The 22,600-nt window shown below is 72.2% G+C and carries 21 protein-coding genes; 11 read left to right on the forward strand and 10 right to left on the reverse strand.

Annotated elements, in window-relative coordinates; all coding sequences use genetic code 11:
- Positions 1 to 555: 555 nt before the first annotated feature.
- Entirely contained in the window at positions 556 to 3,246 is a 2,691-nt protein-coding gene (locus ABZ374_RS16980) for an AAA family ATPase (protein ID WP_360311613.1), read from the reverse strand.
- Between the two features lie 291 nt (positions 3,247 to 3,537).
- Positions 3,538 to 4,341: an enoyl-CoA hydratase gene (locus tag ABZ374_RS16985; protein WP_360311615.1), complete on the reverse strand. Its 804-nt coding sequence runs from the start codon at positions 4,339 to 4,341 to the stop codon at positions 3,538 to 3,540.
- Between the two features lie 264 nt (positions 4,342 to 4,605).
- Here ABZ374_RS16985 and ABZ374_RS16990 point away from each other — a divergent pair, with 264 nt between their 5' ends.
- Both ABZ374_RS16990 and lipB read left to right on the forward strand, forming a co-directional pair.
- The gene (locus ABZ374_RS16990) at positions 4,606 to 5,310 is read left to right on the forward strand and encodes a class I SAM-dependent methyltransferase (protein WP_360311617.1); all 705 of its coding nucleotides are present in this window, start codon (positions 4,606 to 4,608) and stop codon (positions 5,308 to 5,310) included.
- An 11-nt stretch (positions 5,311 to 5,321) separates the two neighbouring features.
- Positions 5,322 to 5,996 (forward strand): lipoyl(octanoyl) transferase LipB, encoded by a 675-nt coding sequence (gene lipB / locus ABZ374_RS16995; protein ID WP_360311619.1) that lies wholly within the window; start codon positions 5,322 to 5,324, stop codon positions 5,994 to 5,996.
- A 49-nt stretch (positions 5,997 to 6,045) separates the two neighbouring features.
- Here lipB and ABZ374_RS17000 read toward each other — a convergent pair whose 3' ends face one another.
- Positions 6,046 to 6,579 carry a DinB family protein gene (locus ABZ374_RS17000; protein ID WP_360311621.1) on the reverse strand — a complete coding sequence of 178 codons (534 nt, stop codon included), beginning with the start codon at positions 6,577 to 6,579 and terminating at the stop codon, positions 6,046 to 6,048.
- A 160-nt stretch (positions 6,580 to 6,739) separates the two neighbouring features.
- On the opposite strand from ABZ374_RS17000, the gene ABZ374_RS17005 reads away from it, so the two are divergent.
- The 4 genes from ABZ374_RS17005 to ABZ374_RS17020 all read left to right on the forward strand — a co-directional run bounded on the left by ABZ374_RS17005 (position 6,740) and on the right by ABZ374_RS17020 (position 11,712).
- Positions 6,740 to 7,033 carry a YciI family protein gene (locus tag ABZ374_RS17005; protein WP_360311623.1) on the forward strand — a complete coding sequence of 98 codons (294 nt, stop codon included), beginning with the start codon at positions 6,740 to 6,742 and terminating at the stop codon, positions 7,031 to 7,033.
- A 275-nt stretch (positions 7,034 to 7,308) separates the two neighbouring features.
- Positions 7,309 to 9,006, forward strand: coding sequence for a prenyltransferase/squalene oxidase repeat-containing protein (locus tag ABZ374_RS17010; protein WP_360311625.1), 1,698 nt, complete (start codon positions 7,309 to 7,311; stop codon positions 9,004 to 9,006).
- Complete coding sequence (locus ABZ374_RS17015) at positions 9,003 to 10,052, forward strand: hypothetical protein (RefSeq protein ID WP_360311627.1); 1,050 nt, start codon at positions 9,003 to 9,005, stop codon at positions 10,050 to 10,052. Before ABZ374_RS17010 ends, ABZ374_RS17015 begins: the two co-directional genes overlap by 4 nt.
- A 343-nt stretch (positions 10,053 to 10,395) precedes the next feature.
- Complete coding sequence (locus ABZ374_RS17020; RefSeq protein WP_360311629.1) at positions 10,396 to 11,712, forward strand: acyltransferase; 1,317 nt, start codon at positions 10,396 to 10,398, stop codon at positions 11,710 to 11,712.
- On the opposite strand, the gene ABZ374_RS17025 is transcribed toward ABZ374_RS17020, so the two are convergent.
- Positions 11,649 to 12,191, reverse strand: coding sequence for a hypothetical protein (locus ABZ374_RS17025; RefSeq protein ID WP_360311631.1), 543 nt, complete (start codon positions 12,189 to 12,191; stop codon positions 11,649 to 11,651). The genes ABZ374_RS17020 and ABZ374_RS17025 overlap by 64 nt on opposite strands.
- A gap of 165 nt (positions 12,192 to 12,356) precedes the next feature.
- Between ABZ374_RS17025 and ABZ374_RS17030 the strand changes: the two genes are divergently transcribed.
- Entirely contained in the window at positions 12,357 to 13,529 is a 1,173-nt protein-coding gene (locus ABZ374_RS17030; RefSeq protein ID WP_360311633.1) for a winged helix DNA-binding domain-containing protein, read from the forward strand.
- A gap of 19 nt (positions 13,530 to 13,548) precedes the next feature.
- Here the strand turns inward: ABZ374_RS17030 and ABZ374_RS17035 are convergent, their stop codons facing one another.
- Positions 13,549 to 14,379 carry a helix-turn-helix transcriptional regulator gene (locus tag ABZ374_RS17035; protein WP_360311635.1) on the reverse strand — a complete coding sequence of 277 codons (831 nt, stop codon included), beginning with the start codon at positions 14,377 to 14,379 and terminating at the stop codon, positions 13,549 to 13,551.
- A gap of 198 nt (positions 14,380 to 14,577) precedes the next feature.
- Here ABZ374_RS17035 and ABZ374_RS17040 point away from each other — a divergent pair, with 198 nt between their 5' ends.
- A complete protein-coding gene (locus ABZ374_RS17040; protein WP_360311637.1) occupies positions 14,578 to 15,345 on the forward strand; it encodes an SDR family oxidoreductase in 768 nt (255 codons plus the stop codon).
- 25 nt (positions 15,346 to 15,370) lie between these two features.
- Here the strand turns inward: ABZ374_RS17040 and ABZ374_RS17045 are convergent, their stop codons facing one another.
- Positions 15,371 to 15,760 (reverse strand): hypothetical protein, encoded by a 390-nt coding sequence (locus ABZ374_RS17045; protein WP_360311639.1) that lies wholly within the window; start codon positions 15,758 to 15,760, stop codon positions 15,371 to 15,373.
- A 157-nt stretch (positions 15,761 to 15,917) separates the two neighbouring features.
- Between ABZ374_RS17045 and ABZ374_RS17050 the strand changes: the two genes are divergently transcribed.
- Positions 15,918 to 16,616, forward strand: a complete 699-nt coding sequence (locus ABZ374_RS17050; protein ID WP_360311641.1) for a hypothetical protein — start codon at positions 15,918 to 15,920, stop codon at positions 16,614 to 16,616.
- Positions 16,617 to 16,666: 50 nt separating this feature from the next.
- Positions 16,667 to 17,023: a VOC family protein gene (locus ABZ374_RS17055; RefSeq protein ID WP_360311643.1), complete on the forward strand. Its 357-nt coding sequence runs from the start codon at positions 16,667 to 16,669 to the stop codon at positions 17,021 to 17,023.
- Between the two features lie 40 nt (positions 17,024 to 17,063).
- On the opposite strand, the gene ABZ374_RS17060 is transcribed toward ABZ374_RS17055, so the two are convergent.
- The 3 genes from ABZ374_RS17060 to ABZ374_RS17070 form a co-directional block, all read right to left on the reverse strand.
- Positions 17,064 to 18,209, reverse strand: coding sequence for a methyltransferase domain-containing protein (locus tag ABZ374_RS17060; protein WP_360311645.1), 1,146 nt, complete (start codon positions 18,207 to 18,209; stop codon positions 17,064 to 17,066).
- Between the two features lie 53 nt (positions 18,210 to 18,262).
- Positions 18,263 to 19,618 (reverse strand): NAD(P)/FAD-dependent oxidoreductase, encoded by a 1,356-nt coding sequence (locus tag ABZ374_RS17065; RefSeq protein WP_360311647.1) that lies wholly within the window; start codon positions 19,616 to 19,618, stop codon positions 18,263 to 18,265.
- A 133-nt stretch (positions 19,619 to 19,751) separates the two neighbouring features.
- On the reverse strand, positions 19,752 to 21,032 hold the full coding sequence (locus ABZ374_RS17070) for an MFS transporter (protein WP_360311649.1): 1,281 nt from the start codon (positions 21,030 to 21,032) through the stop codon (positions 19,752 to 19,754).
- A 277-nt stretch (positions 21,033 to 21,309) separates the two neighbouring features.
- On the opposite strand from ABZ374_RS17070, the gene ABZ374_RS17075 reads away from it, so the two are divergent.
- Positions 21,310 to 21,807 (forward strand): hypothetical protein, encoded by a 498-nt coding sequence (locus ABZ374_RS17075; protein ID WP_360311651.1) that lies wholly within the window; start codon positions 21,310 to 21,312, stop codon positions 21,805 to 21,807.
- On the opposite strand, the gene ABZ374_RS17080 is transcribed toward ABZ374_RS17075, so the two are convergent.
- Positions 21,798 to 22,586, reverse strand: a complete 789-nt coding sequence (locus tag ABZ374_RS17080) for an aminotransferase class IV family protein (RefSeq protein ID WP_360311653.1) — start codon at positions 22,584 to 22,586, stop codon at positions 21,798 to 21,800. The two genes, ABZ374_RS17075 and ABZ374_RS17080, sit on opposite strands and share 10 nt — an antisense overlap.
- Positions 22,587 to 22,600 lie beyond the last annotated feature (14 nt).

Raw genomic sequence — 22,600 nt, forward strand, 5'->3', positions numbered from 1 at the left:
AGCCGCAAAACGTTGACTTCGTGGCCCGGAGCGAAGCGCAGGGACACGAAGTCACGAGCGAGGGGCCACTTTTTTGTGGAGGAGCCCGCGACGGAGCAAAAAAGTGGCCCCTCGCGAGCCGGCGCCGAAGGCGCCCAATAAAAAGCAGCGCTGCATCGCCGAAAGCCGCCCACCCCACTCGCTGCGCTCACGACCCCGGCCCCGGTGTCGGGTCCGGCTCGCGTCTTCGGCTTCTCGATTCGCTGCGCTCGCGATTCAGCCCCGCCCACGCGCTGCGCTCGCGGCCCGGTCATTCCGCTCGCTGCGCTCGCGACCCCGGCCCCGGTGTCGGGTTCGGCTGGCGTCTTGGGCTTTTCGGCTCGCTGCGCTCGCGACTCAGCCCCACCCACGCGCTGCGCTCGCCGCCCGGTCATTGCGCCTGCTGCGCTCACGACCCGCCTACCCCGCCCGCTGCGCTCGGGCCCCGGCCACCCCGCCCGCTGCGCCCGCGACCCGCGCCCCCATTGGCCCACCCCGCTTGCCAAGCCACCACCACCGCCGCCCCGGAGGTGTTCCCTACGCGCTGCCCGTGGCCAGTTGGGGGGTGCGGGGGATTCGGGCGGTGAGGGCGAGGGGTGGGGTGTTGGGGTGGGTGGGGCGTGGGGGGAGGGCGGCGAGGCCGGTGCGGTTGGGGCCGGCGGTGGCGAGTTCGGCGCGGATGCGGACTTCCATCAGGGCGCCGGCGGGTGCGGCCAGGGCCTTGGCGAGGAGTTCGCAGGCGGCTTCGGTGCGGCCCTCGGCGCGTTCGACGACGGCGAGGGCGTAGAGGGCGTAGGCGCCGACCGGGGTGAGCCCCGTGGTGCCGGTCAGCCGCAGGGCCTGCCAGGCGCCGTCGCGGGCCTCGGCGATGCGGCCCTGGGTGGTCGCGGCCATCGAGAGTGCGGCCAGGAACCAGGCGGCCAGCGTGCCCTGGCCGGTGGAGCGGGCCAGGCGCAGGCCCTCGGCGGCGTGCGTTTCGGCCTCCACGGCCCGCCCGGACAGCGCGCCGGCGACCGCGAGCGGCATCAGTGCCGCGGCCAGGGCGCCGCGCGCGCCGTGCGTGCGCAGGACCGCGGCCTCGTCGAGGAGGACCTCGTACGCGGCCTGGTCGGTGGCCGCCGCGTGCACCGCCAGCGGGGTGACCTCCCACAGCGCGATGCCCAGGCCGTACAGCCGGGCCCGGGTGGCCGGCGCCACCATCGCGGGGGAGACGCCGTCGGCGCCGAGGGCGGCCACGACGGTGCGCAGCGGGTCGTCGGCGGCCAGCGGGAGGGCGGACAGGGCGGCGCGGGCCTGGGTCGTCCGGGCCCGGTCACCCGCCTCCCAGGCGGCGCCGGTCGCGGCGAGCAGGAGCGCGGCGCGACCGTGCGCCGCCTCCAGGAGCAGCGCTCCCGCTTCCGAGCGATGTCCCTCGGCATGCCGCAGCGCGGCGCGGAGCCGGATCGCGGTGCCGGACGAGTGCGCCGAGGAGCCCTCGTCGGCGACGCCGTCCAGGTCGGTCGCGTCGGCGGTGTCCAGCAGGGTGCGCGCGCGGGCCGGGAAGCCGGCCTCCCACGCGGCGTACGCGGCGGCCACGTACCGGCGGCGGGCGACCGGGCGGTCCGAGGTCAGCCGGGCGGCCTGCTCCCAGGTCGCGGCGGCGGCACCCGCGCCGAGTTCGCGGCGGGTACGGCCGGCGCCGGCCTCCAGGGCGGCGGCGAGGTCGGCGTCCGGGCCGGTGGCGAGCGCGGCCAGGTGCCACGGTCGCCGGTAGGCCAGGGCCCCGCTCGCGGCGTAGACCAGTGCCCCGTGCAGCGAGCGGCGCTCCGCCGGGGTGAGCGAGCGGCGTACCTCTTCGCGCGCCGCCGCGTTTCGAAAGCGCACCCGATGTTCGGCGGCGTCGACCAGACCGGCCCGCAGCACCGCGAGCCGAGCACTCCGTCCGATCCCGATGCGGCGACCGGCGACGGCCAACTGGTCCAGGTCGGCGGCCGGTTCGAGCGCGGCCAAGGCGAGCAGGCGGCGAGCGTCCTCCGGCAGCGCCGCGAACGACACGTCCCCACCGGCGACCGCCGCACCGGACCCCGCCCGACGCGCCCCGGCCTCGGCGGCGGCACCGCGCCCACCGTCCCGGCCGCTGCCTTGGTCGTCGTGCCGGCTGTTGTGCGGGTTGCCGTTGCGGTTGTCGTTCCGGTCGTTGCTCCGGTCGTCGCTCGCGTCGTTGGTCCCGTTGCCGCTTTGCTCGTGGTCGCGCCCGTTGCTTCGGCCGGTCTCCGAGGACGGCGGAACCCGCCCGGCTTCGACGGGCCGGTCCGCGCCCGGGACGGGGCCGGCGCTCGCGCCGCTGCCGCTTTCCCGGCTTTCGGCACCCCAGAACACGTCGGTTCCGGCGGCCCGCCCGGGCGACATCGGCCGCTCGGCAGGCGACCCGTTCGATGTGCCCGACTCACCCGGGGCGGCGACCGACTCCGGGTCGCCCTCCCGCTCGGCGCCGTCGGGTGTGGTGCCGGCTTCGAACGTTCCCGTGTCGGATGTGTGTTCGAGTGCCGAGGGCTGGTCCGTGGTCGCGGTGCATCGCGCGTGGTTCGGGTCGAGGTCGTCCCGGTCGGGAGTCGCCTCGCTCGGCGTCGCGACGTTCGTCGCCGGCTCGTCGAGGTCGGCGGCGACGGTGTCCGCGCCGGCCGCGTCGTCGACCGACGATGCCGCGTCCGCCGTGCCCTCGCTCCCGCCCTCCGTCGGCTTCGGCGCCCCGCTCGCGCCTTCGCGGGTGGCGCGCAGGACGGCGATCGGGAGGCCCTCGGCGCGGCCGGCGATGTAGGAGACGACCGCCGCGGAGGCCGCGTCGAGCCAGTGGGTGTCGTCGACGAGGAGCAGGACGGGCTGTTCGCGGGCGGCGATCAGGATCAGTGAGCAGGCCGCCGCGGCCACCACGCCGCGGTCGGCCGCGCCCGGCGCCAGGCCGAGTGCGGTGCGCAGGGCCTGGGCCCGGGTGTGCGGGAGGCGGCCGATTCTGGGGTGCAGGCCGGCGAGGAGTTGGCGGAGCCCGGTGTAGGGGAGGGCGCCGCCGCCGCGCGGGCCGGCCGTCCGCAGGACGGTCATCCCCTTCGCTTCCCACATCGCCTCGGCCAGGAGCGTCGTCTTGCCCGTCCCCGCGGCCCCGCGCAGCACGACCGCTCCGCCGTCACCGGCGCGCGTCCGCTGCAGCAGTGCCGTGACGGCGGCCAGTTCGTCGTTCCTTCCGTGAAGCACGGAAACTCTCCTCGCATCTCGCTCACACCCCCGCGGTGTGGGCGGCGGCCCCGCCGGATCCGGCCGGACCGCCGCACTATGAGCCTGAGCTTGCCCGTTCCCGGTCAACACATGTTCAACATTCACTCAACGTGTGAAGTCCGGACCAAGTAATTACGGACATGTGACACCGACATCGGGTCGACGTCACGCCCGCATCCGGCTGAATATCCGTCAGCCTTTCGGCTGAACTTCCGCCGGAGGTCGCCGCCGGTCGGCCGAAGGCGGCCTCAAGCTCTGTCCGAATGTCCGTCAGTCCTTGTACTCCGGCCGCCGCTTGTCCTTGCGGGCCCGAATGGCCTCCTCGAAGTTCTGCGTCGTCAGGCGCACGTACAACTGGGCGTGCCCCTCGTGGTCCATGTGCGAGTGCATGCTGCCGGCCTCCATGCCGGACCACAGCAACCGTTTGGTCACTTCCACCCCCACTCGACTGAACCCGATGATCCGCTCGGCGAGTTCGTACGCGTCGTCGAGCAACTTCTCGCCCGACACCACGCGCGACACCAGTCCGATCCGCTCGGCCTCGGTCGCGTCCACGTCCCGTCCGGACAACATGATCTCGAATGCCCGAGACGACCCGATCGCCCGGGGGAGCAAATAGCTGATTCCGAGCTCGCTCGCGGTGAGTCCGTTGTTGATGCCGGCTGCCCGAAAGTAGGCCGTGTCGGCGGCGATTCGGATGTCGGTGGCGGTGGCGAGACAGAAGCCGCCGCCGATCGCGGGGCCGTTGATGGCGCCGATCACCGGTTGATGCATCCGGCGCAGCCCCAGGATCACGTCGTCCAGGATCTCCATCGAGCGACGGGCGATGCTGGTTCGGGTCAACCCCTTGATGCCGGGGATCCGGCCGGAATTCTCCAGATCCGCACCGGAGCAGAAGCCCCTCCCCGCGCCGGTCAATATGACGACACGCGTATCGTTGTCGGCGCTCACGGCTTCCAGCGCCTCACGAAAGGGGACCATGACGTCGAAAGCCATGGCGTTCATGCGGTCCGGTCGATTGAGGGTGATGAGCGTGATGTGCGGGCGGGGTTTGTCGACGAGTACGAAGGACATGGGGGCGTCATCCTCGGCATGATTGAGGGGCGAAGGGCTTCGAGTCGCACGGCGTCGGACCGGGCAACCGGGGAACGAATGGGTGCAAATGCCGTTCCGGTGGCACTGATCGGGGCGAATCGCCCGATCGTCGACCGGGCGGCCGGCCGCGAGCCGGCCGACGCGAAACGTGCGGCGTCGGGCGGCCGGTTCGGGGCGCGTGCCTGGTCCGCGGTGCGCACCTGGTTCGGGACCCGTACGTGGTTCGGGACACGCAAGCCATTCTTGACCAAGTCAATGAAACCGCTCAAGGCCGACCCCCGGCTCTTCGACGCCTTCGCGGGCGACTACGACCGCTATGCGGGACTGTGCGACCCCCTCGGCGAGTGGCTGGCCGGGCTCGAATTGACCGGCGGCCGTGCGCTGGACGCCGGTTGCGGCTCCGGCCGGCACGCGTTGGCCCTGGCCGGCTCCTATGTCGAGGTGCTGGCGGCGGACGTGAGCGCGCCGCTGATCGAGGTCGCGCGGGTCCGACGTCCGCACGAGCGCGTCCGCTACCGGGTCGCCTCGCTCACCGACGTGCACGACGGTGAGGGCTTCGACCTGGTGCTGAGCATGGGCACCCTGCACCATCTCCCGGACCTGGGCGCGGCGTTGACACACCTGAAATCGCTGGTGCGACCCGGTGGCGAGATCGTCCTGGTCGACAACGTGGCCACCGTGCCGGGTGCGACACGCCGGCAGTACATCGCCGGCGCCGCGCGCGAACTGGCCCGCGACCTGCGGGGCATGCGTGCCCGGGACGCCTGGTGGTTGTACCGCTTCCGCACCGGCGCGGCCTGGCTGGACCACCTGATGTCGGATCACTATCTGACCCGCGGGCAGTACCGGGACCGCTACGGTGAGGTCTTCCCGGGCGCGGACTTCGTCGACCTGTCCTTCGCCACCGCGATGCGTTGGCGCCGCACCGACGATACGACGACCGCCTAGGAGGTCGGCGCGTGCACGAGCAGGGCATCCGGAACACGACCACGCCGTTGCGGGTCGACCTGGGCGTGGTGGCCTACCCGACGGCGCAGGTCGAGATGGACCGTTGGGTCGCCGAGCGGCAGCAGGAGTCGGCTCCCGACCGGCTGTTCCTGCTCACCCACCCGCCGGTGATCACGTACAGCGCACGCACCCCGGTCACCGACCTCCCGGATCCGGCGTCGCCGATCCCGCTGGTCGAGGTGGACCGCGGCGGCCACGCGACCTATCACGGACCCGGCCAACTGATCGGCTACCTGGTGGTGAACGTGCGGGCGCTCGGGCCCGGCGATCTGGTGCGGCGGGTGGAGAACGGCCTGCTCGCCGCGCTGGACACACTCGGCTTCCCGGCGATCCGGCGGGAGACCCCGGCGGGCGCGTCGAGCCTGGTGGGCATCTGGACTCCGGACCACCGCAAGCTCGCGTCCATCGGGATGCGGATCCGACGCGGCGTCAGCAGCCACGGCTTCGCGCTCAACATCGACCCCGACCTGAGCGCCTTCACCACGTTCACCGCGTGTGCCCTCCCGGACACCACGATGACGTCCCTGGCCGAACTCGCCGCCGAAACCGGCCGGGCGACACCGACCGAGTCGGCGGTCCGCGACGCGGTGGCCGAGGCGCTGGGCGAGGAACTCACCCGACGGTAGGAACTCGCTCGTCGGCCGCCCATCCGGTCGGGGCGGACGTGCCGCGAGGTCAGCCGGCCGGGACGCCGGTGACGTCCCACAGGTGGTGGATCGGGTCGTGGATGAAGTAGCGCGCGAAGGACTCGACGGTGAAGACCATGCCGTCGCTGCGGTTGCCGGTACGGGCCCACTGCTCCTCGGTCACCGCCGCGAACGCGTCGGCCAGCGTGGCACCGGCCGCCACCAGGTCGACCGCGACCGCCGCCGGGTCCTGCTCGGCATAGCGGGACTCGACCGCCGTCGTGTCCTGGTCCCAGTTGGCGAAGTCCGGGGCGTCCCGGGTCAACATCAGCCGCAGGCGCTCGTCGAAGAGCACGAACACGTCGCGGACATGGCACGCGTACTCGGTCGGCGACCAGGTGTCCGGATTCGGCCGGATGCGCAGTTCCTCGCCACCGGAGACGAGCAACTCGTGCCACGCGGCGGCGTTGGCACGGGTCAGGGCGGGGACCCGGGTACGCGGGACGGCCGGGGTGTCCAGGCCGCAGTCGGGACAGGCCGACTCGAGGACCCACGTCCAGCTCTTGGTCTCGGGAGTGATCATGTGCCGAGAATGGCCCAACCGACCCCGCTCGAACAAGGCGGCGGCAACGGCGCCCACGCCGCGCACCCGGGCGGGATCGGGGCGTCCGCCCGGGACCGATGCGTGCCGAATGGGCACAACCCCCCCTCGGCCGGCCCCCGGCACGCCCTACGATCGGGGCATGTTCGTGATCACGTTGACCTACACCGCCCCCATCGAGGACGTCGATGCGCTCATGCCCGAACACCTGGAGTGGCTCGACCGCCACTATGCGGCCGGCGCGTTGGTGGCCTCCGGTCGTCGGGTGCCGCGGACCGGCGGAGTGATCCTGGCGCGCGCCGCGGATCGGGACGCGCTCGACGCGCTGTTGGCGGAGGATCCGTTCCGACGCGAGGGCGTGGCGGCGTACGACGTTGTCGAATTCGCGCCCACCAGGACCGCTCCCGGACTCGAAGGGCTGCTCCCGGTGGTCTGAAGTGCCGTCAATAGCCGTTCATTTCCAGCACATTTGATGGCGATTACTCACCAATTCAGACAACAAACGAGTACAGGCTTCCGCATTCACGCCTTCGGGTGATTTCGTGTTGAGGACACACCCGGTTCGAGCGATGGGGGTCCTCCACTTGCCGGGGCGCGCATTCCGCGCCGAGTCCCCCCGACCGCAGTACCCATTGCCCGCTCGGCGCCATACCCGTACACCGGATAGCACGGCACAGCTTGCGACAGGACGTGTGGGGGAGGCGCTGACCGATGCGCGTGCGAGACACCCGGTTGCCGGGGTGGCCTGCGGAATTGTTCGTCCCCGAACTGCCGGTGGCCACGGCTCGGTTGCGTCGACGCGTCGCCGATTCGGTCCGCCCCGACGGCGCGGTGCGCGGTCCGTGTCGAAGCCGGGTGCTCGAATCGGCACTGTTGTTGCGCCTTCTGGAGCGCACCGGCATAGAGGCCGATCACCATCGTCGGGTGGCCGGATTCCTCACCGATCGCCTGGACAGTGCCGAACCCCTCGATCGATTGCTGGCAACGATTGCTTCAGGCCATGTCGGCGAGCCCTCCGAGCAGGATGCGGGCGATGTGCTCGACCGCTTTTTGCAACGCGCGCCGGCGTTTCTCAACGTGCGCAAGCGGGTCATGCTGGAGACCGTCCTGGCCCTGCTGGGCCCACCGCGCCGGGCCGCCCGACGGCCCTTCGACGCGGGAGCGTTCGACACCGGCAACTTGCACCCGTGGGCGCACGTGCAGACCGTCGCGCTCAAGGTCGCGCTGGCCGACCTCACCGGCCACGCGGACGAGATCACCCCGGCCGAACTGCGCCTGCTCCTGGACACCCAGCAGGGTTCGGGGGTCTGGGAAGGCAACCTCCTGGTGCACCTGCTGGTGCTGCACGCCCTCGCCGACCGCCCGCACCTGGACGCGCTGCTCGTCAACGGCGTGGCCAAGGCGCTGGCCCACCAACGCATGGACGGCGGGGTGCCGTTCGTGACCGACACGGACACGTGGTGTGCGGTCACCGCGGGCATCGCGCTGGACGCCTCCGGTGCCCCGTACGAGGTCCGCCGGCGGATCGGCGACCACCTCGCGGCGGGCCAACGACCGGACGGCGGCTGGTCGTACACCGACGCGGCGGTACTCGCCGACGTGGACGACACCTCGGTGGCGATCGAGTTCCTGCACACGACGGACCCGGTGCGCTACCGGCGCACCATCGACCTCGGCCTCCGCGCCCTGTGGTCCTACCAGGGCCCGGACGGCGGATTCCCCACGTACATCACCGGCGCGCCCTCGGAGGCGTGCATGACCGCCGCCGCCGTCAACGCGCTGAGCGTACGCTCGTCGCGACACGTGCAACGGATCACCGCCGGACGCCGGTTCCTGGCCGCCGCGCAGCGCCCCGACGGCACGTTCGAGCCGGACTGGAGCCGCAGCCGCTTCCACGCGATCTTCCGCGGTTTGCTGGCCATCGACGCGTGCGGCCCGGACGCCTACCGGGCCACCGTCAAGCGGGCCCTCGGCGCCATCCGCGAGGGGCAGAACCCGGACGGCGGCTGGGGCCAACAACCCGGCGACCCCAGCGACGCGATCAGCACCGCGTACGCCCTGATCGCGCTGTGTCGGCAAAGCGACCCGCGCCCGGTGGCGCGCGGCGTCGAGCACCTGCTGGGCGCGCAACGCGGCGACGGCGGGATCGAGTCGGTGCCGGACATGCTCGGCACCAGACCGTTCCTGTACGTGATCCCGTGCCTGGCCGACCACTTCACCCTGCTGGCCCTGGGTCACCTCGGCAATCGACTGGCCCTGCGATCGCACCGCCGTCCGGGCAGCCCGTGCGGCCCGGGCCGGTCGGCAGCACACCCCACGACTCTGCGCGCCCCCGCACCCGGCACCGCCGGATCGCGCGGCGGGGGCAGGAACACTCCGACGCAGACCGGCGAAAGGAGCCCGGCGTGAGCACACCCACCGTCGTCGACCTCCCGATCAGCTTCCATCTGCCGAAGCTCGCGAACCTCCTGCCGATGACGTTCCATCCGGAAACCGACCGGCTGATGCGCGAATCCCGCTGGTGGGCACACCGCCATCTGGGCTTCGCGTATGCCGGCGACGCGGCTCGGATCGACAAGAACGTGGACGGCACGCTGCTGGTGGCGCTGTCCGTGCCACACGCCGACTACGAACTCGCCCTGACCACCGCCAAGGTGATGAACTACCTGATCGGCATCGAGAACAGCCTGGTCGACAAGGCCGGGCTGGGCGGCAGTTCGTTCGCCACCCGCAACGTCTTCGGCCGCTTCATGTCCGACCTGCTCGGCTGGGGGGACGGCTCGACCCCTCTGCGGGAGGACTTCTCCTGGCTGCGCGAGCGCATGCCGCCCGCCCGCTGGATCCGCTTCGTCTCCTACATGGAGGACTTCGCGCACGGCTTCACCACCGAGTTGGAGAGCTGGCGCGACGCCGGCATATCCGACTACGACACCTACATGGACGACCGTCGGCACAGCCTGGGCGTGCGCTGGTTGTTCGGCTTCGCCGAGGAGGGCGTCCCGGGGGTCGCACTGTCCCAGGAGGCGTTTCGCACCGCCGAGATGGTGGCCCTGCACGACACCGCGATAGACGGATACACGCTGATCAACGACCTGGTCTCGTATCGCAAGGAACTGGTCATGGACGACCGGGTGAACCTGGTCTACTACCTCGGCGAGGCCGAGGGGCTGGACCTCGAAGGCGCGATGAACAAGATCTGCGGGCTGATCGACGCCACCGAACGCAAGTTCCTCGACCTGTGCGATCGCATCATGGCCGGGCCGCACGGCGGCGAACCGGGGATGCGGGCCTACCTCGACGAGGTGGGCCACGTGATGACCTCCAACCTGTGGTGGGCCACCGTCAGCAAGCGCTACGAACCCGCCGGACTGGGCTGGGACGGCTCGACCGCCGGCACCATGACCTTCCACCGGGACCGCGCCGTGTTCGTCCCGGATCCCCAGCCGGGCGGCTGAGCGGCATCCGGCCCGAACCCCGCCCGACGTCCGCCGCCTCACCCTTCGATCCGGCCGCCGACACGCACCGGGCCCTGTCTGTCCGCCGGACCGGGCCCGGTGCGCGTCGGCGGATTTTGCCCGAACCTGACGCAACGTCAAGGGGTCTTCGGGGCCGCTTTAATCATTCGCTCATGTAGCACGTCCATGCTGCCTACATGGACTTTCCGCGTTGTGGCACCCCGCGTCCTGCGGTTCGATCCGGCTCGCACCCCGCTCGGAGGGCGCGACCGCCCGTCGCACCCGGGCGAAATCGGCGGGCCCGCGGCGAGGTGATCGCCGCTTTCGGGGCAGGCGCCTGGTGATGGCCATCTCCTTCGGCACCCACGACAAGCGGGCCCGGGACCTCCGCCCGACGATCGCTCCGGCACCGGCATCGGCACCGGCACCGGCACCGACCGACGCGCGCGGCACCGGTCGCCGGCCGCATCTGCACCGGGTCGACCTGATGCGCGACATCGCCTTCGTGTGCGTGATCGTGGTGCACGTCATCGGCGTCACCTACCCGTTCCCGGGCGAGGGCCCGGCCTTCACCCAGCTCGTCCTGCACTCGACGCGCGCGGTGTTCTTCTTCGTCAGCACGTTCGTGCTCTTCCACAGCGCCTACGGCCGCCCACTGCGGGTCGGGGCCTTTCTCGGCAAGCGGTTCAAGCTCCTGGGCGTGCCGTATCTGCTGTGGTCCACCGCCTATTGGGTGCTGGGCGACCACGTGCGGATCCGACAGGACCTGCCCGGCGCACTGGGCGATCTGCGCGGCGGCATCGTCTGGGGCGGATCCTGGTACCACCTGTACTTCCTGCTCGTGTCGCTCCAGATCGCCGTACTGCTCCCGCTCCTGGTCAAGCTCGTCCGGGCCTGCGCCGGTCGCCACGTGTTGCTCCTCGCGATCGCCGGACTCGGGCAACTCGCGGCGTTGGTGGTGCTGTTCCATCCCACGCCGCTGAGCGGGCCGCTGGAGTGGTATCGCGTCCACGGCGGCATGCTGCTGCCCACCTACGGCTTCTTCGTGCTGGCCGGCGCGCTCGCCGCGGTGCACCTGGACGCCTTCCACGCCTGGGTCCTGGGGCACACCAGGACCATCGCGGTCGGCACGCTCGCGACGCTCGCGCTGACCTACGCGTGGTACCGGCACACCGTGGCCGCGGGCCGGGACACCGCGACCGCCTCGATCGCCACCCAGCCGGCGAGCCTGCTGTGGGGGCCGGTCGCGGTGCTCGCGCTGTACGCCGTCGCCGGCCGCTGGGAACGAGCCCGGACGCCGATCCCGAGTCGGCCCGCCGCCGCGCGCGGCGCGCAACTGGCCTTCGGGGTCTACCTGGTGCACCCGATGATCCTGCGACTGCTCGAACTGAACGGATTCGCCGCCGCGTTGCCCTGGTCGCCCGCCGTCGACACCGCCGTCCTGGCGGCCGTGGTCACCGTCGCGGCCGCCGGCTTCGCCTGGCTGGTCGCGCGGACCCCGCTGAGCCCGTGGCTGATCGGCCGCGAACGGGCGCCGGGCCGGCGGTCGGCCCGATCCGCCCGATCCACCCGGGGGTCCGGGCCCGCGCCGGCGGCTCAGCAGACGGGCAGCAGGTCCTTCGCCGAGCCGGTGGTCTCCAACCACGCCTCGGGCGCGTAGCCGGTGCCCTGGCCGGTGGTCACGAGCACCCACTGATCGCTCTTGCCACCACGCCAGCCGTAGATGTTGGTGCCCTTGGCCCGGCAGGTCGCGGTCAGTTTGGTGCCCGCGCTCACCTCGGCGACGGTCTTGCCCTTGCCCGGCTTCTCCCGTATCTCCAGGCCGATCGACTGGCGCGCGATGACCGCCATCTTGGCCGTCGAGGTGGGCGTGGGCACCGAGGAGCCACTCGTGCGCGCGGACGGATTCGCCGATCCGGACGCGTTGGGCAGCGCGGTCGCGGCGGCCGACTTCTTGCCGTTGTCGCTCCCGCCGGAGGACAACAACCACCAGGCCAGGAGCACGATCGCCCCGATGATCACCGCCCCGATCACCAGACCGTTCCCGGCCTTCGGTGGGCGCGGACCACCCGCGCTCGCCGCCCTGCGGGCGAGCGTCATTCGACGCCAATCGAATCGGGACGATCCCGCAGACGGCATGGTGACTCCTTCACACGGACGTGCGGTGGTACGGGGGAGGAACTCGGTGCGCGCTACTCGGTACTCGATTCTTCCGTGTACCGACCCGCCACGGTAAAACGATCCGGAATCGCCGCGCCGTATGATTCCCGGCCACATGTCGGACCGGACCCCTATGGTCGGCGCATGAGCACTGCGTTGCCACGGATCAGCGACGACGAACGACGAGCGCGTTTGGGCATTCGGCATCGCCTGGCGCCCGGCGCGCGAGCCGCGAACGCGGAGGACGCGGCCCGGGCCGTGCTCCTGCTGCACGCCACCGACCCCGCCACGGTCTACCTGTCCCTGTGCGCGCGCCTGGCCGAGGCGTCGTCGACCGAGGTCGAACGGGCGCTCTACGACGACAAGTCGCTGGTCCGGATGCCCGGCATGCGGCGCACCGTCTACGTGGTCCCGCGCGAGATCGTGCACGTGGTCCAGCGCTCCAGCACCGACGCGGTCGCGATCACGCAGCGCCGGGTGATGCTCCAGTTCCTGGCGTCGGGTGGCTACGACCAGGCGTGGCTGGACGAGGTCGAGGAGGCCACCGTGGCCGCGCTGACCGGGCTGGGCGAGGCGACGGCGATGCAACTGGGCGAGGTGGTACCGAAGTTGCGCACCCAGATCCGGGTGGCGATCGGCAAGCCGTACGAGGCGAACCAGGGCGTGTCCACGCGGCTGTTGTTCACCCTCTCCTGCGAGGGCAGGATCGTCCGGGCCCGGCCGCAGGGGTCGTGGTTGTCCAGCCGATTCCGCTACGCCATCGCACCGTCGTTGCCGGAGATCGGGAAGACCGAGGCCAAGGCCGAACTGGTGCGCGGCTGGCTGGCTGCGTTCGGCCCCGGGACGGTGGACGACCTCAAGTGGTGGACCGGCTGGACGATGACCGACACCCGACACGCGCTCGCGGCGGTGCGCGCGGTGGAGGTCGCACTGGACGACGGAAGCGTCGGCTACGTACTGCCCGGCGACGAGGAGCCGGGGCCGACACCGGAGCCGTGGGCGGCGTTGTTGCCGGCGCTGGACGCCACGCCGATGGGTTGGAAGGCACGGGACTGGTACATCACGCCCGAGCTGCGCGAGCGCCTGTTCGACCGGATGGGCAACATCGGCCCGACCGTGTGGTGGAACGGCCGGGTCGTGGGCGGATGGGCCACCCGGGCGGACGGAGAGCTGGTCTGGCAGGCACTGGTCGCCGACCTCCCGCCGGAGGCGACCAAGGCGATCGAGGCCGAAGTCGCCCGCCACGCCGCATGGTTGGCAGGCACCTGCGTGACACCCCGCTTCCGCGTCCCGCTGGACCGCGAACTGACCGCGTAGGCGTGCCGCCGGGCCGGGTTCAGGCCCGGCCGGCCGTCGCCGCCGGCTCGATGCCGGGGCGTACCGGGCGCGGCGCGGTCGTGTAGACGATCAGCAGCAGGTCGGGGTCGCCGGGGAAGGACAGGCTCTCGTAGGCGGTGTCCAGCACGCTGCCGTCGGCGGGCCGCAGGCGCTTGCTGCCATGCGTCTTCTCGGCCACCTGGTGGGCGTCCCACAACGGCCGGAAGCGCGGGTTGCCGGCCGTCAACTCCTCGACGAGGGCGGCCATTCGCGCATCCGCGGCGTGCCGCGCGGTGTCCAGACGCAGGAACGCGACCGTATCGGCGGCGACCCGTTCCCAATCCGGATAGAAGCGCCCCGCGTCCGGCGACAGGAAGGTGTGCCGCGCCATGTTGCGCTCGTGCGGCGCCATCGCGCTCAACCCCATCACCGCGTCGGCCGCCGCGTTCCAGGCCGCCACGTCCATGCACGGCCCGAGCACGAACGCGGGCGCGTCGATGCGATCGAGGAGCACCTGTACGCCCGGCCGCACCGTCGACGGCGCGACCCGCCGCACACCCGCCCGGGTCGGCCGGGCCAGATCCCACATGTGCTCGGATTCGGTCGGATCCAACCGCAAGGCGCGTCCGATCGCGTCCAGCACGGCATCCGAGACGTGCTGCCCCCGGCCCTGCTCCAGCCGCACGTAGTAGTCCACGCTCACGCCCGCGAGCTGCGCGACCTCCTCGCGCCGCAACCCGGCCACCCGACGCTTGCGCCCGAACACCGGCAGCCCGACCGCCTCGGGCGCGACCCGGGCCCGACACGCACGCAGGAAGTCACCAAGCTGCTCGAACGACGCGTTGCTCATGCCCCAAGACCTTAGGGCGTGCGCTCGATCCCGCGCCGAGCAGCACCGCGTCCGGCGGCGCGCGTGGTCGCCCCGGCCCCGAAGGTGGTACGAGCAGACCCAGGAAAACGCGGGGTCTGGGTGCGTCTCGCGGGCACCGGCAAGGTGGGGTGAGTCGGCGGGGAACACGCCCCGCCCCGCTTCCACTGGAGCCCTCCCATGAGCCACACCACGCTTGCCGGTCGGATCGCCGTCGTCACCGGAGCCGCCAGCGGCATGGGCGCCGAGACCGCCCGGCTGCTCGCCGCCCAGGGCGCGCACGTCGCGCTGCTCGCCCGCCGCGAGGATCGGCTGAAGGACCTGGCCGCCGAGATCGACGCCGCCGGCGGCACCGCCCTCGCCGTCGTGGTCGACGTCACCGACCAGGAGTCGGTGGACGCCGGCGCGGCCCGGATCCGCGCCGAACTGGGCCGGGTCGACCTGGTCGTCAACTCGGCCGGGGTGATGCTGCCCAACCCGGTGGACGACGGCCGGATCGACGAGTGGACCCGGATGATCGACACCAACGTCACCGGCGCGCTGCGGATCATCCGCGCGTTCACCGCCGACCTGGTGGCCGCCGCGGCCGACGGGCGGCCCGCCGACCTGGTCGACATCTCCTCGATCGGCGCCCACGTGACCTTCCCGAACTACGCGGTGTACGGCGCGACCAAGGCCGCGCTCAGCCACCTGTCCGCGTCCCTGCGCAGCGAACTGGGCCCGCGCGACGTCCGGGTCACCAACATCGAGCCGGGCCTGACCGACACCGAGCTCGGCTCGCACATCGACAACGCCGAATTGGGTGAATCGGGCCAACTCGGCGCCATGTTCGACACGATCGGCAGCCTGTCCGCAACCGACGTCGCCGACCTGGTGGCCTACGTGGCGACCCGACCGCGCCACGTCAACCTGCGCCAGATCGTCATCCTCCCGACCCGCCAGGCGTGAGGCGCCCGAGCGCGGGCCCGGCGGATCATCCGGTCAGGTCGAGCCTGCGGGCCTCCCGGGACACGGTGAAGCCCTCCAGTTCGCACAGGTCGAGGATTTCGGCCACGCGGCGGGAGGCCCGGAAGTAGGTGCCACGACCGGGCCCGAAGCAGTACGTGAGCCCGGTGGCCGTGCGCAGGCCCACCAGGGGCAGCCGCAGCGTCCCGACGCTCGCGAAGACCACTTCGATGTCCGTCGGTGAACTCACCGCCAACGGCTCGCCGTTGAACGCGGTCGTCACCCAAGCCGGGCGGCTTCGCAGACCGATCAGACCGGTCTCGATCCGTAGCCTGGCCAACGGCCATTTCACGCGCACGTAGCCGGTCCGGTACTTCCCGGCCATCTCCGGCACCAGCGCCCAGCCCTTGATTTCCATCGTCCGATGATGTGACTCGTCGGTGCGGAGAGGAAGTCCCGGTCGAGCCCCGACCGGGATCGCCGCGGGGGTGGTCGTGCCCGCTGATGTTGCGCCGGGCGGGGGGTGTTGACTATGACTTGTCAGGCCCGCCCGCCACCCGCACGAGGAGCCTCCCGTGGCGCTGTTTCGTCGCCAGTCCCGCAGCCCGCAGAACACCGCCTGGGGGCAGGACGTGCGCGGCGTGCTGATGAGCGCGCCACCGGATCGCATCCGCCAGGACCTGCGGCTGATCATCAGCCGACCCGGCCCGCACCTGGGGATGCAGGGCATGGTGTGGCCGCTGGGCGAGCGCGGCGAGATCGTCGCCGTGGCGTGTGTCAAGGGCCCGGACGGCGCCGCCGTCACGGTCGAGACGCCGATGGTGCAGCAGTGGGGCATGGCGGTCGAGGACGTCTGGCTCCAGGCCGCGACGAACCTGCGGATGGAGGGCTACGGCGGCACGCCGATGGAGATTTCCACCGGCAGCACGCTGCACTCGCTGCTCGGCCAGGGCTGGCCCGGCTCCGCCCAGTTGTTCCGGCTCGGCGAGGCGATCGGGGACCCGCTGCGCGCGGGTGCGCTGGTCTCGCTGCCGGTGGACAACTGCCTGCTCGCGCTGCCGCTGACCTCGCAGCGCACCGTGGGGATGGCCGGCTTCGTACTGAAGACCGCACAGGGATTGACCCGGGATCAGCAGCCGTTGTCCACCGGGATGTTCTGGTGGCACGAGGGCATCCTGGAGGAGCTGGAGGTCAACTGGCAGGGGCCGGAGCACGCCACGCTGACCGGATCCGCGCGATTCGGACAGGTGGTCCGCGCGCTGCCGCCCCAGTGAGCGATCACCCGTCCGGGTCCGCCTCACCCATCCCGAACCCAGGAGCCACCATGGCCGCCGTGTTCTCCGAACTCGTCGTCGACGCGAACGACGTGCCCGCCCTCGCCGAATTCTGGCGCCGAGTGCTCGACTGGGACCTCACCGTGCAAGGCGAGGACATCGAACTGAACGCGCCCGACGGATCGTTGCCCACGATCCTGTTCCAGCCGGTCCCCGAGGGCAAGACGGTCAAGAACCGGCTGCACATCGACGTCAGCCCGGCGATCGGCTCGGACCAGGAGGGCGAACTGGCCCGGCTGCTCGCACTCGGTGCCAAGCCCGCCGACATCGGCCAGGGCGACAACAGCTGGCAGGTGCTGACCGACCCCGAGGGCAACGAGTTCTGCCTGCTGCGCACCCCCGTGTAGCCCGGCGACACGCGGCCCGGCGACCGCGCCGCGGATCGGCTCACGTCTCGGTGAGTCGATACCGGTAGTGCTCCCGCTCCACCGTCCAGGTCCGGCCGCCCGCGTCCGGCGCGTCGGCCGAGTCCGGGAGGCCGGGGGCCACCGGGATCGCCTCCAGCCGCAGCCGGTCGGCGTTCACCACCGGCGCGCCGGCCACGCCGTAGTACAGGTCGACCGCCGCGTCGCGGTCGCCGTAGACCAGGATCCGGTCCTGCATGAGCACCGCGAGCGCGGGCCGCTCCGGGTCGAACAGACCCCATGTCATCCCGTCGCCCGGATGCCCCAGGAACAACACCGAGCGCGGTTCGGCCAACGCGAATCCGGTCAGCCGCACGTCCACCGGACCCAGTACCGGCCCCGCGTCCACCGCACCGTGGTCGAGCAGACCCCGCAACACGTCCAACGCGGCCGGTGGCAGATCCTCGCCGATCACCGCGAGGTCGCCGGTCAGCGCGTGGGTCCGGCCCGGCCCGGCATGCGGGCCGCGCAACTGGAGGAATCCGCAGCGCGCCACCGACGTGCTCACCAACATGCCACCGGTGCCGCGCCGCCACGCGACGGCCAGCTCCAGGCCCGGCCGCAGCCACATCGGAGCGACCAGCACCCCGTCCGGCGCGAGCTGCTCCACCCAGGCCGGCGGCAGGTCCGGCACCCCCACGGTGGCCTCGATCCGGTCGAACGGCGCCCGGTCGGCGACCCCGACCCAGCCGTCCCCGGTCCGCACGTCCACCCGGGTGCCGAGCCGGGCCAGCCGCCGGGCGGCCGCGACCGCCAACTCGGCGGACACCTCGACGCTGACCACCTCCCCCTCGGGGCCGGTCAGCCGGGCCAACAGGGCCGCGTTGTAGCCGCTTCCGGTGCCGATCTCCAGCACCCGCATCCCGGGCCGGACGGCGAGCTGTTCGAGCATCAGCGCGACCATCGCCGGCTGGCTGACCGTACTGTCCGGAAGCCCGCGTTCGTCGGTGGACAACACCACGACCCGGTCCTCGTAGGCACGGGCCAGTGAGCCGGCGCCGGGGGTGAACACCTCGCGCGGCACCCACGACATCGCGTCCGCGACCGACTCGGTGCGCACGCTCCCGGTCACCCACAGCCGCTCCACCAGCGCCGCCCGCAGCCGGGCCGCCGTGTGCTCGTCGTTCATGGCCCCGGTGTACCCGCCCGGACGGGCGTCGGCACCCGGCACCGAGTCAGGGCTCACGGGTGGGCGGCGCGGGATCCGGTGCGGGCGGCGACCTCGTCCACCGACAGGTAGGCGTCGGTCTTCTCCAGGTTGCCCATCCGGCCGTCCAGGTCGGACATGAAGCCGAGCCGGACCAGGTCGTCGCCCGCGAAGGCGTGCTGGACCCAGTTGGACAACACCCGGGTGCGGGCCCGGATCGAGGGCACCGTCATCAGGTGGTAGCCGCGGGTGATCGCCTGGGCGGGCAGGCCGCGCATCTCGTGGCCCAGCGGCCGGGCCACCGCCTGGGTGCCGCCGAGGTCGACGACCAGGCCCAGGTCCTTGTGCCGGAACGGGCTCAGCGGTTGTCCGCGCAGCGAGGCGACCACGTTGGCGGCGGCGATCTTGGCCTGCCGGTGCGCGTACTGCGCGGTGGGCGGGCAGATCGCGCCGTCGCCCTTGGCCAGGTCGGGCACGGCCGCGGCGTCGCCCAGGGCGAACACGTCCGGGTTGCCGGGCACGGCGAGATCGGCGGCGACGGAGAGCCGACCGCGCACCAACTCGGTGCCCATCGTGCCCACCAGCGGGCTCGCGGTGACGCCCGCCGTCCACACCAGCGTCCGGCACGGCAACTTCTCGCCGGTGGTCAGCGTCACCGAGTCCTCGGTGATCTCCTGGACGCTGATCCCCAGCCGCACGTCCACACCGCGCTTGGCCAGCATCTGCAAGGTGGCCTTGCCCAGGTTCTCGCCGAGTTCGGGCATCAGGCGCGGGGCCACGTCCACGATCATCCAGCGCACCTGCGCCGGGTCCAGGCGCGGGAAGTGCCGCAGCGAATTGGTGGTGAGCATCTCCAGGCACGCGGCGGTCTCCACACCCGCGTAGCCGCCGCCGACCACGATGAACTGGCAGCGCGACGCGCGCTCGGCCGGGTCGGTGCTGGAGTTGGCGATCTCCAACTGGGCGATCACGTGGTCGCGCAGGTAGACCGCCTCGGCCAGGTTCTTCATGCCGTGGCCGTAGGTGGTCAGCCCGGGGATGTCGAAGGTGCGGGTCACGCTGCCCGGGGCCAGGACGAGCTTGTCGTAGTGCTCGTTGGTGATGTCGCCGGAGATCTTGCGTACGACGCAGACCTTGGCCGCCAGGTCGACGCCGATCGCGCCGCCGGGCAGGACGTGGGTGCGCTTGAGCATCCGGTGCAGCGGCACCGCCGTGGTCCGCGAGGACAACACGCCCGCCGCGACCTGGGGCAGCAGCGGCCGGTAGACCATGTAGTCCATCGGACTCACGAGCACGATCTCGGCCTCGCGCGGGCCGAGGGTTCGTTCCAGTTTGCGCACCGTCTCGAACCCGGCGAATCCTGCTCCGACGACGACCACCCGCTGCACCATGGTTGCCCCTTCCGGGAAGGCCGGGGCAGGTAACCCGCGACCATTTGGCACATTTTGTCCAAACATATGGGGCTCGTCGGCGGGCCACGACCGGGGCGGGCCATCCGAGGCGGCGCGCCGGCGGCTCGGGCGGTCAGCCCGCCGGGCGCCGGGATCGGCCCAGTGCGAAGCCGGCCGCGACGCACAGGACCGGGACGGTCAGGAAGCCGGCCACCAGGTTGAGACCGCCGTAGCCGGCCAGGCCCAGCACCGACCCGGAGACGGCGCCGCCCGCCGCGCCGGCCAGGTTCATCAGCAGGTCCGACACGCCCTGCACGCCCGTTCGCGCGTCCGCCGGCACCGATTCGCCGAGCAGCGCCGAGCCGGCGACCAGGCAACACGACCAGCCGAAGCCGAGCAGGATCAGGCCGACCATGGTGCGCCACGTGGAGTGGCCCGAGGTGCCGGCCACGAACACGGCGAGCAGCAGCACGAACTGGCCGCTCAGGATCACCGGGATGCGACCGAACCGGTCGGCGGCCCAGCCGACCACCGGCGACAGGGCGTACATGCCGGCGATATGCAGGCTGATGGTCAGCCCGACCAGGGTCAACGCGGTGCCGTGGTCCTTCATGTGCACCGGCGTCATCGCCATCACCGACACCATCACCACGTGGCCGAACGCCACCGTGGCCAGACCGAGCATGGCCTGCGGCGCCCGGCGGATCACCGCGAGCGCGCTGCGCAGGTCGCCGCGCGGCTGCTGCCGGTCGCCGAGGTCGGCCCGGGCGATCAGCAGCGGATCCGGGCGCAGCGCGACCCACAGGATGGCGCCCGCGCCGGCGAAGGACACGATCGAGAACAGGAACGGCCCGGCCAACTCGGGCAGGCCGAGGGCACGCCCGACCACGGCGCCCGGCTCGTTCAGGTTGGGGCCCAGGACCGCGCCGACGGTGGTCGACCACACCACGATCGACAGGGCCTTGGCCCGGCCGGCGTCGTCGGCGAGGTCGGTCGCGGCGAACCGGGACTGGAGGTTGGCGGCGGTGCCCGCGCCGAACACGAGCAGCGCGGCGATCAGCAGCGGGAACCACTCCAGCACGGCCGACAGGATCACCCCGCCGGCCGCGAGCGTGGCGAGTGCCCAGCCGGTGGTGAGCGCGACCCGACGCCCGTACCGGGTCGCCGCGCGCGACATCGGGATCGCGAACAGTGCCGCGCCCAGGGTGATCGCGGTGGTCGCCAGACCCGACCAACTCTTGGATCCGGACAGGTCCTCGGCGAGCAGCCCGCCGACGGTCAGCGCCGACCCCATCCCCACGCCGCCGACCACCTGCGCGGCGATCAGGGTGCGCACGGTCCGCCGTTGAAGCGCCGATCGGTCGACCCGCTCGGGGTCGGACGACTGGGATATCGCCGGGTCCAAGGCGGTCATGCCGGGTTCACCACCAGATGTGGAAGGGACGCGTCGACGCACAGCGTGACTCACGGACTCGGCCCGCCCCGAGTCGGGGCGATGCCGACCGTCGCCGGCGGCGGGCGATTGTCGGGACGGCAAGATCATCGCACCGGCGCGGGCGGGCCGGTGGCCGGCATGATGCGGGTGTCCCGCCGGACGATCGACGGTCGTGGGGAAGCGGACATGTCGTTGTGTGCTCGTGCCCGCTCTCGGGTATGCGCAGGCGCCGCGGACCGCACGGATCGGTTGACCCATGACGTTGCTCGACGAAGACCAGGCGTGGGCGCTGCTGCGCGCCTTGGACGACCCGGAGCATCTGGCGGCCCCGGCGGACTACGACGCGGCGGCCACCGCCGAGCGCTTCGATCGGCTGGTCGAGCGGTTGGACGCGGACTTCGGGTGTCGGTGTGCGGTCGAGGGCACGGCGCGGGCGGCGAGCCGACACGGGGTGATCGTGGTGCCGGCGGCGGCGTTGGCGGGAACCGGACGAGTCACCCTGGTGGTCAGCAACTTCGGCGATCTGGTCGTCACGAGCGTCGATACGCCGGACGAGGACCCGGTCGGCGCGGCGCCCGCGTACGTGGCGCCGGCCGATCTGGAGCGGGTCGAGGCGGCGCTCGACGACCTGGGCTATCGGGTCGTGCCGGAGGATCTGCTGCGGACGACGTACGACGGGGCGAGTCGGCTGGCGGACCACTACACGGTCGAGGATGGGCCGACGTGGTGGATCCGGTTCTTCGACTACCCCTGACCCGGGCGCAACGGGTTGCCGGGGAGCGCGCGGTAGGTGTCGGCGAGGGTGGCCAGGAGCGGGTGGTCGGTGCGCAGCTCGTGCTCGCCGATGGCGCCGATCGGGCGTACACCGATTGCCGTGTTGGTGGCGAACGCGGCCTGGATCGACGCGAGTTCGTCGATCCGGACCGGGCGGGTCGAGGCCGGGTGTCGGGCCTGGAGCAGGTCGGCGGTGACGCCGCGCAGGCACGGCGCGTCGGGACGCACCAGGCGGTCGCCGACCACGAAGCCGATGTTCCAGGTGCCGCCCTCGGCGATCCGGCCGTCCGGCTCGACGAACAGCGCGTCGTCGTAGCCCGCGAGCATCGCGCGCCGGCGCTGCTGCAACTGGCCGAACAGGCCCACGTGCTTGACCTGTGGCAGGTCGCGCCGGAACACCGAGGGCGACACCCGCAGCGGCGGCAGCGCCGACGGTCCGGCCGGCCGGGTGGTGATCAGGATGTGCGGCGTGGCCGGTGCGGTCGGATCGGCCAGGCCGATCGCCGGATCGAACACGGTCACCCGCAGGACGAAGGTGTCGTGCCGGTCGTCGGTGACCCGGCGGGCGAGGGTCAGCACACGTTCCGGGTCGAGTTCGGCGTCGAACACGACCCGGCAGTCCCGGACCAGGCGGGCCAGGTGCAGGTCGAGCCCGCGCACCCGGCCGTCCGCGACGCGCATCGAGGTGAAATGCCCGATGTTCGACAGGGCCAGTGCGGCGAGGTCGTCGGGGTGGGCGGGGGCGCCGTTGATCTCCACCCGGTGAGTCTGCC

The organism is Embleya sp. NPDC005971, from assembly GCF_040629175.1.
Classification (GTDB): Bacteria; Actinomycetota; Actinomycetes; order Streptomycetales; family Streptomycetaceae; genus Embleya.

Bases quoted from the DNA above. Each gene is read 5' to 3' on its own strand.
- ABZ374_RS17060 (WP_360311645.1), bottom strand. From the start codon at position 18,209: ATGAACGACGAGCACACGGCGGCCCGGCTGCGGGCGGCGCTGGTGGAG.
- ABZ374_RS17025 (WP_360311631.1), bottom strand. From the start codon at position 12,191: ATGCCGTCTGCGGGATCGTCCCGATTCGATTGGCGTCGAATGACGCTC.
- ABZ374_RS17035 (WP_360311635.1), bottom strand. From the start codon at position 14,379: ATGAGCAACGCGTCGTTCGAGCAGCTTGGTGACTTCCTGCGTGCGTGT.
- ABZ374_RS17055 (WP_360311643.1), top strand. From the start codon at position 16,667: ATGGCCGCCGTGTTCTCCGAACTCGTCGTCGACGCGAACGACGTGCCC.
- ABZ374_RS17075 (WP_360311651.1), top strand. From the start codon at position 21,310: ATGACGTTGCTCGACGAAGACCAGGCGTGGGCGCTGCTGCGCGCCTTG.
- ABZ374_RS17065 (WP_360311647.1), bottom strand. From the start codon at position 19,618: ATGGTGCAGCGGGTGGTCGTCGTCGGAGCAGGATTCGCCGGGTTCGAG.
- ABZ374_RS17070 (WP_360311649.1), bottom strand. From the start codon at position 21,032: ATGACCGCCTTGGACCCGGCGATATCCCAGTCGTCCGACCCCGAGCGG.
- ABZ374_RS17045 (WP_360311639.1), bottom strand. From the start codon at position 15,760: ATGGAAATCAAGGGCTGGGCGCTGGTGCCGGAGATGGCCGGGAAGTAC.
- ABZ374_RS17005 (WP_360311623.1), top strand. From the start codon at position 6,740: ATGTTCGTGATCACGTTGACCTACACCGCCCCCATCGAGGACGTCGAT.
- ABZ374_RS17010 (WP_360311625.1), top strand. From the start codon at position 7,309: ATGCGCGTGCGAGACACCCGGTTGCCGGGGTGGCCTGCGGAATTGTTC.
- ABZ374_RS16985 (WP_360311615.1), bottom strand. From the start codon at position 4,341: ATGTCCTTCGTACTCGTCGACAAACCCCGCCCGCACATCACGCTCATC.
- ABZ374_RS17000 (WP_360311621.1), bottom strand. From the start codon at position 6,579: ATGATCACTCCCGAGACCAAGAGCTGGACGTGGGTCCTCGAGTCGGCC.
- ABZ374_RS17040 (WP_360311637.1), top strand. From the start codon at position 14,578: ATGAGCCACACCACGCTTGCCGGTCGGATCGCCGTCGTCACCGGAGCC.
- ABZ374_RS17020 (WP_360311629.1), top strand. From the start codon at position 10,396: ATGGCCATCTCCTTCGGCACCCACGACAAGCGGGCCCGGGACCTCCGC.
- ABZ374_RS17030 (WP_360311633.1), top strand. From the start codon at position 12,357: ATGAGCACTGCGTTGCCACGGATCAGCGACGACGAACGACGAGCGCGT.